We start from the raw sequence: 13,025 nt of genomic DNA on the forward strand, positions 1-13,025 counted from the left end.
ATCTTTTGTTGCTAGTTGACCACCAGCACAGAATGCGGAATGGCCAAAGCCAAATCGCTAACTTCTTGGACCCAAGAAGCGATCTCCGTTGTAATGTATCATATGGTCTGGCGTATCGCTGAGCCAGACTTCCGTTTCCCAAGCAATGGCCTTCATGTGCTTTCGGAACTCGGCGAAATCTGGGAACGCGCTGACATAGACTGGACCGACGTCACAACGCTTCAGCATTTCCTCAAGTTCGACGATGCGCTTTGGCGACATAGGGCCATGCGAGGTAACGGCCTCGACAAGAAACAGCCAGTTCCGCTTGCTGTCATACAGTACCACGTCTGGCAACTTGTCGTGGTCAGTAATGGGGATGCCTAGGCGTGCAAGACCGTCCTTGTCAACAAAGAGGTTCTTTTTGGCGGTATCGCCGAGGTAGAGGAGGTTTGCGCCAGGAGAAAATCGAGGAGCAAAGTCTTCTACAATAGCTTTCTGAACCTCATTGTGTTTGCCAGGCGAGAGCTGGAGTTCTTGCCCGTCAGGAAGCCTGATCGGGACCATGTTGTGGTTTCGTTCGCGGTCATAACGTTCGACAAGTGCACCCTGCTCGCGCTTGAACTTGTCCACTGCCGATTCCCAGCCCTTGGTGCCGTAGAGGCGAACTGCCTCAAGGGCAGCTTCGGTGATGGCGTAGTGGGCGCGTGGACTGTTCGTTGGCAGATCCGGGTCGAAGGGATTGTAGTCGGCGATACGCCCCTGCACGAACTGATGCAGGACTTGGCGCCGGAAGGTCTCACGGGTGTTCGGTGCATACTCTGTCCCGTAGTGCTCCCGCAGATAGTCCATCACGCCCTTGGTCACGGTGCAGCGGTCCCTCTTGGCATCCGACCACGGTTTGTCCGGGGTCAGACCGCACAGCGCGATCAGCGTCATGCCGGACATCTGATTGTATTGGGCGGGCGGCATCCCGAGGGCTTTGAGGATATCCTGGGCTTCTTCAACGCTAGCCAACGGCTGCCTCCTTCATCTCTGGATGGGCAACCAGCCGCATCACAAGGTCGTCGAGCCCGTCGAGCGGGTCGGGGAGGTTCTTCACCCTCCGCCCAAGCGCGATGATGGTGTCACGCGGCGGCAGGGGCATTGCTCGCAGCTCGGTCGCGCTGACCTGCGTGTTGCCGTTCACGGCGCGGAAGTATGTGTCGAGGAGCCGACTGTTGTAGAGAGCCGCGAGGCCCCAAGCTTCGTCTTCGGTTAGCGAACCGGCCGGCCGATGAATGTAATTGAGATGGTTCTCGAAGCCGACCTCGGGAATATCAAAGCGCGCCGCGACGTATGGGGCAGCCGTCAGGCGCCGGGCTTCTTCTTTGGCGCTAAAACGACGCAACAGCACATAATTCTTGTTGGGGACAAGGAGAGCTTCGGCACCTGATCGTTTAATATATTCTGGTTTGTGGCGATCGAGCGGCCAAGTCACTGCCATGGGCTTTACATGGTTCATCCACAGATGCGGAACGTGGGTCGTTGGCACGTCTCCGTCCGTGCTGATCAGCTCGGTGGCGCGGAAGGGCACTACAGGGCCGGTGGAGATATTCAGGCCGAGGTCGTGCAGGTTGCTCGGCCAACAATCAATCAACGCTAGCACCGCATCGTCTTCTTCGGTCAGAGGCAGACGCAGGACCCTGTCGGCAGTCGTGAGGTCGAGGGCTGTTGGCATCGGCAGCACTCGCCGATCGGGCTTGCTGATGTCGCGGACGCCGCGACTGGAGGATACTGTCAAGGTCGCCTCTGGCTGGCGCGCATGCCAGTGGTCGTTCCGCAGACCAGAAAAGATGATGTTCTCCTGTAGAACCTCGTCCCGACTGAACGCATCGCGGCGTGACCCGAAGACGTGCACCTCCGTGGGACAGATCATGTCAAAAAACACGGACCGGAACTGCCTAAAGTAGGGTCCCGACGCGAAGCTGCGCGGTACGATGAAGACAAAGTCCCCGTCAGGCTTCAGGATGGCCGCGCTAACTGCCATGAAAAGGCCGTAGATGTTGGGCTGCCCATGAACGACGCTTGATGCGGCGACGGCGCGTGGATCGGCCTTGCTAATCTTGAAATAGGGCGGGTTGGAAATCACGACATCGAAATCGCTGTCATCGCCATCGTAGGGAATTAGGCCACCAAAAAGGCGAAGCGCCTCGGCATGAGCTAGGATGAAATCCTTGACCTCGATCCGGATCTTCAGTGCCACGTCATGGTCGCTACTGCACCATTCCACAAGGTAATCGAGCACAGCACGCAGCGGCGCGATCAGCTCGGCATCAACCTCGTACGCAACCAGTTCGATGGCCGCCGGTTTCGCCGTGCGTGAGACAAGCTCTTCCACGGCCGCACAAGCGAGGATACCCGCACCGGCGGCCGGGTCGAGGAGACGGAGCCTTTCGCCAGCGGCTCGAATCTGCTCTGCCATGAAATCAGCGGCTAGGATCGGCGTCAGATAGAGACCGTGTCCCTTGCGGTGGACATCCGATTTCTGCGCCACGTACCATTCGCCGACACGGTCGGCATACACCGTCGGGCGCTCTTCGGCATCGGGTACTGGCATCGGGGTCAGTTGGGTGCAGCCAGTCTTCGGCTTGCGACCGCGTTTCTTGGGTTCCTGCTTACTCATCCCTTTGACCCTTCACGTTTGTTGCCCTGCCCTGCAAGCGTCAGCGGCAACTCCGGATGGGCACTGTGCTCTTGAATGAAGCGGTGAATTGCCTGTCGTATGACCCAAGAGAGCGAAACGTCGCTCCTCGCCGCAATGGCATTCAGGACGGCATAGTCATCATCATCGATGCTGACTGTCAGCCTGGTTGCTTTCTTACGGCGCTCTGCCATCGATTACTCCGCTTCGGCCTTCCATCACGTTATGTTCTGCAGCATCGAGACGCAACAAAGTGATGCACGTTTCATCGCCTTAGGCCTGTTGCGTCATCGCATCCAGGCCGACCGGATCACGCTATTTGCCTCGCGCGCTGGCGCCGTAGCTTGGCCAGCCACCCCCTCCACCTCCTCGTTCAGTCTGAGCCCCATGCTGATCAGCCCGTGCAGGGCGGCGTGGGCGTAGACGAAGGTGTCGAGGGCCTCGTTGCGCTCGCCGTCGCGCTTGGGTTGCCAGGAGCGGATCGGACGGCCGCGCTCGAAGCGGGTGACCACGCGCTCGGCGGTCAGCTGGCGGAAGTAGTCGGCGTCGAGGCGCCGGGGGAAGTGGATCGCGCCGGGGCCGGGCTCGGTCAGGCGCAGGCGGGCGTAGACGGCGTCCTTCACCGCATCCACGCCGACGATGAACAGCGGGATCTTGCCCTTGTTCGTTCGCGTCGGGCGGCGTGGCCAGACGGGAATGCCGGGCCCGCCGCGGCCCTTGATCGCCCAGATGCGGCGGGCGAGGCGGGTGCGGCAGAACTCGTAGGCCATCTTGGTGTGGTGGCCGCCGGTGTCGATGGCCGCCGCGCGCACGGGCAGATCGAGCCCCGCGGGATGCGGGAACGTCGCCTGCAGCACCATGTCGAGATCGGACCAGAGCCGCGGGCCGGACGGGTCGCCCCAGAGCACGCGGTAGTCGATCACCCACGCCTCCTCGTCGCGGCCCCAGCCGAGGATCTGCACCTCGACCCGGTCGCCCTGCACGTCGACGCCGGCGGTCAGCACGGCGACGGAGGCGGGCAGCGCCTCGCCCCAGTCCTCGCGCCGCGCCATCAGCGGGTCGGCTGGCACGGTGTCGCCCGCCTGGTCCTCCCAGGATTCGCCCAGCTTGGTGTTGACCCAGACCTGCAGGCGGGCGGGATCCTTGCGGACGCGGCCGTGTTCGGCGGCGATCTCGGCCCATGTCTCCCACGGGGAATAGAGCGCGGAGAGGTGGAAACCCGCGGTGCGGCCGTCGCCTTCGGCGGTCGCGCGCCATTCTCCTGCCGCCAGCAGGCGGGGTTTCTCGTGCTCGTGGTGGACGCCGCCGCAGGCCTCGCAGACCAGATGCGCCTGGTCGCGCCGCCCCTCGGGCCAGCGGATGCGCGCCCAGGCGATCGGCGCCATGTCGCCGCAATGCAGGCAAGGGACGTGGTAGAAGCGCTGGTCGCTATGCTCGAAGGCGGCCTCGATGCGGGAATGGCCCTTCAGCGTTGGCGTGGAGACCATGTAGATCTTGCGCCGCCCGCGGAAGGTGGCCGTGCGCTGGATCGCGAGATCGACCGGATCGCCCTCGCCATCGGCGTCGCCCGGATAGCCGTCCACCTCGTCGAGGAACAGGTAGCGGACGGGCGTGGATCGCAGCCCCACCGCGCTGTTCGCCCCGGTCATCACCAGCTGGCCGCCGGGGAAGGACTTGCGGAACAGGCTGTTCCCGGCGTCGCGCGAGCGGGGCGCAGCGACCAGTTCGCGGAGCGCCGGCGTCGCCTCGATCAGCGGGTCGATGCGCACGGTGGTGTTCCGGCGCACCATGTCGAGCGAGGGCATCACCAGCATGGCGATGCCGGGCGCGTTCTGGATGATGTAGCCGAGCCAGTTCAGCCCCGCCTCGGAGCCGCCCGTCTGCGCGCCCTTCATCAGCACGACGCGCTCGTAGGGGCTGGCTGTTGAGAGCGCGTCCATCACCGCGCGCAGGTGGGGCGTGCGGTCGGTGCGCCAGCGGCCCGGTTCCGCAGATGTGGGCGGCAGGATGCGATGCCGGTTGGCCCAGTCCGAGACCGGGATCGGCGGTTCGGGGCGGATGCCGCGCCGCCAGGCGAGGTCGATGTCAGGCACCATCACCGAAGCTCCCGAGCGGCAGGTCGGCCAGATGTTCGAGATGCTCGCGCATCATCCGGTCGAGCGCGGCGAAAGTGGCGCGGGGATCGGCGCCAAGCTCGGCCGCCAGCAGCGGCGCCGTGCGCTGCACCCACGCCATGTGCGCGTCGCGTTCGGCACGGGCGCGCGCGAACACGGTCCTGGTGGCGGCGGCGGTTTCGACCAGCTGGCCCTGTTCACGCTCGAACGCCAGCTTGGCGCGTTGGACCTTGACGATCTCATGCAGCCGCTTGGCCTCGGCCAGCGTGGTCGCGGCGCGTGCCGGGATGGCAGTGCCACCCTTGTTGCGCCGGGCGGGGTCGAGGTTGTCCTCGATCCAGGCGAGCCCCACCGCTACGTCGATCCGCCCGTCCGCGCGCACCGGCAGCCCCTCGGCCACCAGCTGCGAGATGCGCCCCTTGGTCAGACCGACGCGGGCGGCGAAGGCGGTCTTGGTCTCATGGCTGTCGAGTTTAGTCATATCAGCCCCCTGACGCTGGCGGGCTTATGCGCTGCGGGTCCCCACATACGGATCGGCCCGGGAGGAACCGCCGCGTTCCCGATCCTTCCGGCTTGACCGCGCCTCGGGCGGGTACGCTCGGCGCCTCGAATGACGCAGCGGTGACGCAGGAATGACGGGGTTTCCGGTGCAAGTCCTTGAAAGTGTTGGGATGACGCACCTCCCCCGCCATCCTTTTCAATAGGGGGAACGGGATGAAGAAGGGGGAGAGGGATTTCCCCCTTATCAAAAAGGTTGAAGCCAAGTGCGTCATCTCAACACTTTCAATGGGTTGCACGTCAAAGTCCGTCATTCTTGCGTCACCATTGCGTCACTGTCAGCCCGACGAAGAACCGCCCGGAGCTGGTGCGCTTGTGCTGGATCCCGGCCACGCGGGCCTGCACGCGCTGCACGAAGCCGTTGATGGCGGGCAGCTTCTCGGGCTTGTAGCCCTCGGCCAGCGCCCAGTTCTGGAAGCGGAGATGGGCGTCGCGCGTGGCTATGGTGGGCCCGCCGTTCACGATGGGCACGACCTTCACGCAGGCATCCACCCAGGCGGCGATGGGATCCTCGCTCAGCACCCATTCGAGGAGTTCCTCGTGGCAGCTCTGCGGGATTGCGTAGTTGCGCTGGCGGATCAGGCGTGACGCGCCCTCCACCGCCCACGCCAGCAGCAGGTCCGGTTCCTCGGCGGCGATGCGTTTGCCGATGTCCTCGACGCGCTCCTCCAGCGGGATGGTGCGGGTGAAGGTGATCAGCAGCAGGCGGCGCTGCACGCCCCGGTCTACGCCGCCCTTGAAGCTCGGCAGCTGGTTCGCGGCGAAGAGGTTCTGCGCGACCGAGCGGAACTCGACCCGGCTCTTGTAGACGTCGCGCCCCTCGATGGGATCGCCGGTGACGACCGCCTTGAAGGTATCGGACGCGATGGCCTCGGCCGAGAGCTCGTCGGAGGCGTTGAGCAGCTTGCCGACGAGCCCGATGACATGCCGCTCGTCGCCCATCTTCGAGGCGGGGACCGAGCAGATCGCGCTTTCGGGCAGGAGGCCGCGGGCCAGTTCGAGAACCTGGCTCTTGCCGTTCTCGGCGGTCTTGCCGTGCAGCACCACCGCACGCGGCTGCATCAGCCTTGTGGCGTAGCCGAGCGCCGCCGCGCCGCAGACCTCCGCCAGCAGCGCGCACTTCGCCTCGGCGTCCGGGTCGCCCTTGAAGCTGCCGGCGAGCAGTCGTGCCAGCAGCGAGCCCGCGGGCGGCGTGCCCGAGGCGCCGGGCTGCCAATGGCCGGGCAGCGTGTGGCGGCAGCGATGCTCGCGGTGATGCGGCTCGAGGTGCGGCACGCCCTCCGCATCGAAGCGGATGAATCCAGAGGCGCAGTTGATGCCCGCGGGTGGCTTCTCAAAGTATTCCGGCTCGGCGCAGAGCGCGGCGCATTCGTGCAGGACCGAGTCGACACGGGTCTTAGTCAGCTTGACGTTCGAGGGCTCGCCCGCGGGCGTGAGGAACCCGGCGCCGTCATAGGCGTGGACCGGCAGGCGCAACTCGTGATCGGGGATCGCCTCCCAATGCGTGCCGCCGTAGCGCCAGAACTCGCCCTCGGCATGGACGATGCGCCCGAGGCGTTCGGTCAGATCCTCGCGCACACGCTTGGACATCTCGACGTCCGAGCCGATGAAAAGCCGCTTCCGTTCGGTGTCGACCTCATCGGCGCTGAAGCGTTCGGCGGCCTCGATGCGGTCGCGCACGGCCGCTTCGCCCTCGCGGACCAGCACATCGTTGAAATCCTGCTCCTCGGGCGGGGTGGCGATCAGCACGGTCATGCCGCGATGCGCGAGCTGGCTCGCGGCGCGAGTCATCTGACCCTCGGCCTTGCTGCCGGGCAGGTCGCCGTCGCGGGCGATGATGACCGTGGCGTTCTCGGGGACCGGCGCGCGGCCGATGTTCGAGATGCCGAGGCAGGCCCAGGTTTCCTGTCCGGTCGCCTGCCAGACCGAGAGCGCGGTCTCGACCCCCTCGCAGAGGATCAGCGGTTCCCGACCGGGGAGACGCACCGCGGCCTTCGCGGCCCAGCCATCGACGGCCTTGTTGGTGCGCTTGACCACCTTGACCGGGGCCTTCCGCCCCTCGGCCGTCAGATAGACCTGCTGGAGCGCCAGCACCTCGCCCGCCTCGTCGGTGGCGAGCGCGACCATGGCGCTGAACTGGCGGTAGGCGTACTGGCGATAGCGGAGGCAGTCCGGCGGCGTGGCGGTGATCCCGCGATGGCGCAGGTAGGCCAGGACCGGCGTGGAGACGAGGGTCTCCGTGCGGCGCACGATCTCGGCCACCTTCTCGGCGCGTTCCTCGGGCGTCGGCTCCTTCGGCCTGCCCGAGCCCGAGGCGGACCGCAAGGGTGCCGCGGGCGGCGTTGCCGTCCAGGACGGACCGGCGTCGGGTTCGCCCAGCCAGGACCGCGCCCAGTTCCATGCGGCCTTGTCGTCCAGTCCGAGGCGATCGCCGATCAGTTCCAGCCCCGCGCCCCCGGCGCCGTGCTCGTGATCATACCAACGGCCCTTGTTCGCGCCGTCGATTTCCACGGCGACGCTGCCCTTGGTGCCGAAGCGCAGTGTCTGCGCGCTGGAAAGCTCCCGGTTCGGCTCGCCCAACAACTCGCGGGCCAGGTCCGCGATGCGGTCCTTCAGCATGTCGGCCAGCTGGGCGACGGACATGCGGGTGGCGGCACCGGCGCGGCCGCCGGGCGGCGTGCCGTTGAAGTCGAGAGGCTGCCCCTGCACTGTCATTGGCGCGGCCCCTTCACGGTGCAGAGCAGGATCGGCATTTCGGGGCAGACCGCCTGCACGCGGTTGGTCCAGGCGATCTCTTGCTCGGGCCGGGTTTCGATGATCAGCCCGTTGCGCTGCGCCATGGCCATCAGGGCGATGCTCGAATAGGCCTCGGGCGGCGGGGCGCAGGAGATGATCGCGACGCCATCCGCCATGCCGATCAGCCGGTCGAGCGCCTTGCTATCAAATTGATCGGGGCCGAGCGCACAGTCGGTCTCGTCGCCCACCATGACGATGAATGGCCGTTGCAGTAGCTTGATGCCGCGGTCGAGCCCGGTCGCGTGCTGGGGGATCACCAGGAAGCCGACACCATGATCGCGGATGGCGTGGACGATGGGCAGCAGGTGCGGCGCATCCGCAGCGACCTTGGTTTCGAAACGCTCGAGGATCGAGCCGGTGAACTGGATGGGAGTGTCAGGCATTGGCGAAGCCCTCCTGCAGGGCGATCCAGTCCATCAGCGTGGAGCGGCGCGTGGCGATGCGGTGGCCCAGCCGAAAATGCGGCAGCGGACGCTTCGAGCGCGTGCAGAGGTAGTAGACGCGGCGCTGGAACCGGAACTCGTCGGAGTCGAAGAGGAAGCGGGCGATCTCGGCGGCGCCCACCATCATGTCGGGCGCAAGGGTGGCGGGCGCGGTCATCGGCCCCTCCCGGCACGCGGGGCGCTCGGCTTGCGGGAGGCCTCCTGCTCGCGGGCGAGCAGCCAGTCGCGCACCGCCTCGATGCGGTAGTAGACGCGCCGGCCGATCACAACGAAGGGCGGGGATTGGCGCAGCTGGCGGTCGCGCTGGCAGGTGCGCAAGCTGACCCCGCGGCGAGCGGCGTATTCCTCCTCCGAGATGAAACCGTCGAGGAAATCGGCGGGCGGGGCGACGGTGGCGGCCCTCTCGGCGCCTCCGGATGCAAGGGGTTGGTTCATCGGCGTCTCCTTCGTGCCAGGCGACGCAACGCGCCGCCGATGCCCGAGAGATGCCGACGTTCAGCCCCCCGAAAAACCGCCCCGAAAATGCCCCCGGAGCAATAATTTCAGGGGATTACGCAGTCCTTAGACGAACTGCGCGCCAAGAGTCGCGAAGGTTGTTCTCGATGGTCTTGGTGGTGGGACAATCCCGCCGCGGATAGGTCTCGCGATACCATGCCTGCAGCGCCCGTGCTTCGGCGGCGAGACTGTCAGCGATCTCGCCAGCCTCTGCGCGGCGCTGAAACTCGTAGCCGATGATGTCCCGTCCCTTGGTCGGGCAGCCCGGCATGCCGGTGCGCGTGATTTCTTCGGCTTCGGGCGGCAGGATGTGGATGTCGTGCACGATGTTCGCGCCGACGCTCGCCTCGCCCTTCCGGACATTGGTGATGCGCAGCTGCCGCCACGCGGGCGCAGGGATCGCGTGCCAGGGGCCGAAGGGCGGATCTTCCTGACCGAACGCGGTCAGCTCGCCCGCCTCCAGCTTCGCCTTCATCGCGGCGAGCATGCCGTTCCAGACGCGGTGCAGATCGGCCCGCGCCGAGCGCGTCCGGTTGGCGGCCTCGTAGGAGGCGTTCGCGGCCTCCCATTCCCGCACCGACATGCTGAGGTAGCTCGGCCGCTTCGGCGCATTCTTGCGGGCCTCCGTCGCGCGGGCATGTTCCTCCCACATCTCGGCGGGCAGGTATTCCTTCATCGCGTCGGACAGCGGGATGGCGTCGGGCGGTGGCCCGTAGGGCTTCTGGTCGGTCATTTCTGCTCTGCCTCGTTTGCGCTGAACTCCTCTGGCGAGCGCTGCAACACGAAGGCGCCCACCGTCTCGGCGGCCTTGCGCAGCGGATCGTCGAACAGATGGGCATATCGCTGGGTGGTCTGGACCTGCGTATGGCCGAGCATCTGGCCGATCAAGGGCAGCGATGCCCCCGCCGACACGAGGATGCTGGCGAAGGAATGGCGGATGTCGTGGATTCGGACATTCGGCTTGAACTCGGTCTTGGGCTCGCCCTTGCGGTCGAGGACCGGCTTGCCCTTCGCGTCCAGAACCGGCACCTCCGCGCCGAGCCCCGCCCGGCGGCAGACCGAGACCCATGTGCGCTTGATCTCGGTGAGCGGTTTGCCGGTCGGGCCGGGGAAGACATAGGGGCTGGGCGGGACGCCCTCGGCCTCCGCCTTCGCCTTGGCGGCGGCTTTCATCTCGACCAGCAGCTGCACGGCCGGGCCCGAGAGCGGGACGCGGTGCAGCTTGCGCTGCTTGGTGTGCGCCGAGGGCTTGGTCCAGACGCCGTTCTCGAGGTCGAACATCTCCCATGTCGCGCCCAGCACCTCGCCGCGCCGCGCGCCGGTCAGCATCAGGAGCTTGATCGCGTTCGCGGACATGGGCTCCGAATGGTCGTTCAGCGCCTGCGCCAGCGCCGCGATCTCGGTGCGGTTAAGATAGCGGTTCCGCTTTTCCTCCTGATTGCGGCGCACGCCCGAGGCGGGATTGTCGTCGCGCCATTTCCAGCGGATCGCGAGGTTGAACGCCTTGCGCAGCACCTCGACGGTGCGGTTGGCGCGGACGGGCGTGCCGCGGATCTCGGTGATGTCGCGGTGGAGCGCGTCCACATCGTCATGGGTGATCTGCGCGACCTTCATCTTGCCGAAGCGCGGCAGGATGATCTTCTCCCACATCATGCGCTCGTCGGCCTGACTGCGCTCGGCCTTCTTGGGCAGGTGCTCGCGGGCGTAGCGCTCCCACATCTCCTGCACCGTCGGCGCCTCGCGCTGCGCCTGCCGCTCGCCCATCGGATCGTGCCCGAGATCGACCTCGCGCTTCATGTCCTTCGCGGTCTGGCGCGCGGCGGCCACGGTCCAGTCGGGCCAGGCGCCAATGGTGATCCGGCGCTGCCGCCCCTCCGCGCGGTAGTCCAGGACGAAGGACTTGGCCCCGCCCGGCGTCACCCGCAGGGCGAACCCCTTCACCTCCGCGTCCCACAGCATGCTCTGCCCGCGCACCGGCGGCAGGGCCTTCCGGGCGGCGGCTTCGGTCAGTTTCTCCGGCATCTCGGCGCTCCTCATGTCAACACTGTGTCAACACATCATATGGCTGTTTTTGTCGTTGGCTGGCGGCGAGTAACAGGCGGTCGCGCCGGATAGCTTCGAAAAAACAGTGCTCTAGGAGACTACGCCGGAAAATGCGTCAACAATCAAGGCTCTAGATATTGTGGTGAATCTGGCTCCTGACCTGTCGTTCGCCCCGGTCGCGGGCGCAGCGCCGGGCGCCGCGTGGGAGGCGGCGAGAGTCCCGACCCGCCGCGCGCGCCGCGCGGCGCCGAGCGCGTAGGCGGCCGCCGCCGGGAGACGGTCGCGCCGGTCGCCCCGCCCGCCGCGCGCCGCGGGCGGAAGCCTGGGGCCGGGCGCCACGGCCGACGCGGCGCCTGCGGGCCGGTCGCCCGCAGCGCGTGGGGGGGCGCGGCACGAAACGGCGCATCGCATTTCTTTGTGAGGCCGATCACGTTCCGTCATGGGTGGCGCGGAAAGCCCCGCCATTCCAAGGGGCTGGCGCCTCCGCCCGCTCCCCGCGCCCGCGCCGGGCCGCCCCGCGCCGCGCCCCGCGGCGGCGGCGGCCCTTCCGGCGCCCGCGTTTTGACGCTAGCGATTCCCGCTGCGCCGCGTCATCCGCCCCGGCGCCCGTCCCTCGTCGCCGCCGCCGAGACATCCGGCGGTCGCCCCTGTCTCAGGAGACCCGCCATGTCGCTCGCCAACGGTCGGCATTTCCTGGCCATTCCCGGCCCCTCCGTGATGCCCGACCGGGTGCTGAACGCCATGCACCGCGGCGCTCCCAACATCTACGAGGGCGCCATCGTCTCCCTCGTCGACGGGCTGGCGGACGACCTGCGCAAGGTGGCCCGCTCGAAGGACGCGGGCGTCGCCATCTACACCTGCAACGGCCACGGCGCCTGGGAGGCGGCGATCGCCAACCTGTTCTCGAAAGGCGACCGGATCCTGACGCTGGACTGCGGCCGCTTCGCCGAAGGCTGGGCCCAGACCGCGCAGGGCATGGGCGTCGACGCCCAGGTGGTGATGACCGGCGACCGCGGCCCGGTGCCGCCCGAGCAGCTCGAGGCCCTGCTGCGCGCCGACAAGGCCCACGAGATCAAGGCGGTGATGGTGGTGCAGGTCGACACCGCCTCCTCGGCCTGCAACGACATCCCGGCCCTGCGCCGCGCCATCGACGCCGCCGGCCACCCGGCCCTGTTCATGGTCGACTGCATCGCCTCGCTGGGCTCCGAGCCCTTCGAGTTCGACGACTGGGGCGTGGACGTGATGGTCGCCGGCTCCCAGAAGGGCCTGATGACGCCCCCGGGCCTCGCCTTCTGCTTCGTCGGGCCGAAGGCCTGGGAGCACCGGGGCGAGCTGGTCTCGGTCTACTGGGACTGGCGCCCGCGCATCCGCCCCGAGATGCCCTACCAGCGCTTCGGCGGCACCGCGCCCACCCACCACCTCTTCGGCCTGCGCGAGGCGCTGGACATGCTGCTGGAGGAGGGGATCGAGACCGCCTGGGCCCGCCACCGCGCCATGGGCGACGCCGTGCGCGCCGCCGTCGCCGGCTGGTCGGAGGGGATGAACGACGGCCCGATGGAGTTCAACGTGGTCGACCCCGCCGCGCGCTCCAACGCCGTCACCACCATCCTCACCCGCGGCTTCGAGCCCAAGAAGCTCCGCGCCCTGTGCGAGAGCGAGATGAACGTGACGCTGGGCATCGGGCTCGGCCGCTTCGCGCAGACCTCGTTCCGCATCGGCCACATGGGCTGGCTGAACCCGCCGATGGTGATGGGCGTGCTGGGCGCGGTCGAGAGCGCGCTTGAGGCGATGGAGGTGCCCCACGGCCCCGGCCTCGCCGCCGCCGCGCAGTCGCTCGGCCGGGCGATGCGCAAGGCCGCCTGAGACCGCGCCTGCGCCCGCCTCCGCCGCCCGGCGGGGGAGGGCCCGCGCCCC

General features: G+C 67.5%; 12 protein-coding genes. 1 reads left to right on the plus strand and 11 read right to left on the minus strand.

Going from position 1 to position 13,025, the window contains the following annotated elements:
• Positions 1 to 57: 57 nt before the first annotated feature.
• The 11 genes from BM064_RS14820 to BM064_RS14870 form a co-directional block, all read right to left on the minus strand.
• Entirely contained in the window at positions 58 to 996 is a 939-nt protein-coding gene (locus tag BM064_RS14820; RefSeq protein WP_092860595.1) for a BsuBI/PstI family type II restriction endonuclease, read from the minus strand.
• On the minus strand, positions 989 to 2,644 hold the full coding sequence (locus BM064_RS14825) for an Eco57I restriction-modification methylase domain-containing protein (RefSeq protein WP_092860597.1): 1,656 nt from the start codon (positions 2,642 to 2,644) through the stop codon (positions 989 to 991). The genes BM064_RS14820 and BM064_RS14825 overlap by 8 nt, the downstream gene beginning before the upstream one ends.
• Positions 2,641 to 2,856: a ribbon-helix-helix protein, CopG family gene (locus tag BM064_RS14830; RefSeq protein ID WP_092860599.1), complete on the minus strand. Its 216-nt coding sequence runs from the start codon at positions 2,854 to 2,856 to the stop codon at positions 2,641 to 2,643. Before BM064_RS14830 ends, BM064_RS14825 begins: the two co-directional genes overlap by 4 nt.
• A gap of 93 nt (positions 2,857 to 2,949) precedes the next feature.
• Positions 2,950 to 4,758, minus strand: coding sequence for a phage terminase large subunit family protein (locus BM064_RS14835; RefSeq protein WP_092860601.1), 1,809 nt, complete (start codon positions 4,756 to 4,758; stop codon positions 2,950 to 2,952).
• Positions 4,748 to 5,257 (minus strand): hypothetical protein, encoded by a 510-nt coding sequence (locus BM064_RS14840; RefSeq protein WP_092860602.1) that lies wholly within the window; start codon positions 5,255 to 5,257, stop codon positions 4,748 to 4,750. The genes BM064_RS14835 and BM064_RS14840 overlap by 11 nt, the downstream gene beginning before the upstream one ends.
• Before the next feature lie 338 nt (positions 5,258 to 5,595).
• Positions 5,596 to 8,049: a DUF7146 domain-containing protein gene (locus BM064_RS14845; protein WP_092860604.1), complete on the minus strand. Its 2,454-nt coding sequence runs from the start codon at positions 8,047 to 8,049 to the stop codon at positions 5,596 to 5,598.
• Positions 8,046 to 8,513: a hypothetical protein gene (locus BM064_RS14850; protein WP_092860606.1), complete on the minus strand. Its 468-nt coding sequence runs from the start codon at positions 8,511 to 8,513 to the stop codon at positions 8,046 to 8,048. Before BM064_RS14850 ends, BM064_RS14845 begins: the two co-directional genes overlap by 4 nt.
• Positions 8,506 to 8,730, minus strand: coding sequence for a hypothetical protein (locus BM064_RS14855; RefSeq protein ID WP_092860608.1), 225 nt, complete (start codon positions 8,728 to 8,730; stop codon positions 8,506 to 8,508). Before BM064_RS14855 ends, BM064_RS14850 begins: the two co-directional genes overlap by 8 nt.
• On the minus strand, positions 8,727 to 9,008 hold the full coding sequence (locus tag BM064_RS14860; protein WP_245779173.1) for a transcriptional regulator: 282 nt from the start codon (positions 9,006 to 9,008) through the stop codon (positions 8,727 to 8,729). The genes BM064_RS14855 and BM064_RS14860 overlap by 4 nt, the downstream gene beginning before the upstream one ends.
• A gap of 115 nt (positions 9,009 to 9,123) precedes the next feature.
• Complete coding sequence (locus tag BM064_RS14865; RefSeq protein WP_092860610.1) at positions 9,124 to 9,801, minus strand: hypothetical protein; 678 nt, start codon at positions 9,799 to 9,801, stop codon at positions 9,124 to 9,126.
• Positions 9,798 to 11,090, minus strand: coding sequence for a tyrosine-type recombinase/integrase (locus BM064_RS14870; protein WP_092860612.1), 1,293 nt, complete (start codon positions 11,088 to 11,090; stop codon positions 9,798 to 9,800). The genes BM064_RS14865 and BM064_RS14870 overlap by 4 nt, the downstream gene beginning before the upstream one ends.
• Positions 11,091 to 11,777: 687 nt before the next feature.
• Here BM064_RS14870 and BM064_RS14875 point away from each other — a divergent pair.
• Positions 11,778 to 12,974 carry a pyridoxal-phosphate-dependent aminotransferase family protein gene (locus BM064_RS14875; RefSeq protein ID WP_092860614.1) on the plus strand — a complete coding sequence of 399 codons (1,197 nt, stop codon included), beginning with the start codon at positions 11,778 to 11,780 and terminating at the stop codon, positions 12,972 to 12,974.
• Positions 12,975 to 13,025: the final 51 nt, after the last annotated feature.

It is taken from the genome of Albimonas pacifica (assembly GCF_900113695.1).
GTDB classification, from domain to species: domain Bacteria; phylum Pseudomonadota; class Alphaproteobacteria; order Rhodobacterales; family Rhodobacteraceae; genus Albimonas; species Albimonas pacifica.

What these genes read in the sequence shown, in the direction of transcription:
- BM064_RS14825 (WP_092860597.1), bottom strand. Translation starts at nt 2,644, where the DNA reads ATGAGTAAGCAGGAACCCAAGAAACGCGGTCGCAAGCCGAAGACTGGC.
- BM064_RS14850 (WP_092860606.1), bottom strand. Translation starts at nt 8,513, where the DNA reads ATGCCTGACACTCCCATCCAGTTCACCGGCTCGATCCTCGAGCGTTTC.
- BM064_RS14845 (WP_092860604.1), bottom strand. Translation starts at nt 8,049, where the DNA reads ATGACAGTGCAGGGGCAGCCTCTCGACTTCAACGGCACGCCGCCCGGC.
- BM064_RS14860 (WP_245779173.1), bottom strand. Translation starts at nt 9,008, where the DNA reads ATGAACCAACCCCTTGCATCCGGAGGCGCCGAGAGGGCCGCCACCGTC.
- BM064_RS14840 (WP_092860602.1), bottom strand. Translation starts at nt 5,257, where the DNA reads ATGACTAAACTCGACAGCCATGAGACCAAGACCGCCTTCGCCGCCCGC.
- BM064_RS14855 (WP_092860608.1), bottom strand. Translation starts at nt 8,730, where the DNA reads ATGACCGCGCCCGCCACCCTTGCGCCCGACATGATGGTGGGCGCCGCC.
- BM064_RS14865 (WP_092860610.1), bottom strand. Translation starts at nt 9,801, where the DNA reads ATGACCGACCAGAAGCCCTACGGGCCACCGCCCGACGCCATCCCGCTG.
- BM064_RS14830 (WP_092860599.1), bottom strand. Translation starts at nt 2,856, where the DNA reads ATGGCAGAGCGCCGTAAGAAAGCAACCAGGCTGACAGTCAGCATCGAT.
- BM064_RS14870 (WP_092860612.1), bottom strand. Translation starts at nt 11,090, where the DNA reads ATGCCGGAGAAACTGACCGAAGCCGCCGCCCGGAAGGCCCTGCCGCCG.
- BM064_RS14835 (WP_092860601.1), bottom strand. Translation starts at nt 4,758, where the DNA reads ATGGTGCCTGACATCGACCTCGCCTGGCGGCGCGGCATCCGCCCCGAA.
- BM064_RS14875 (WP_092860614.1), top strand. Translation starts at nt 11,778, where the DNA reads ATGTCGCTCGCCAACGGTCGGCATTTCCTGGCCATTCCCGGCCCCTCC.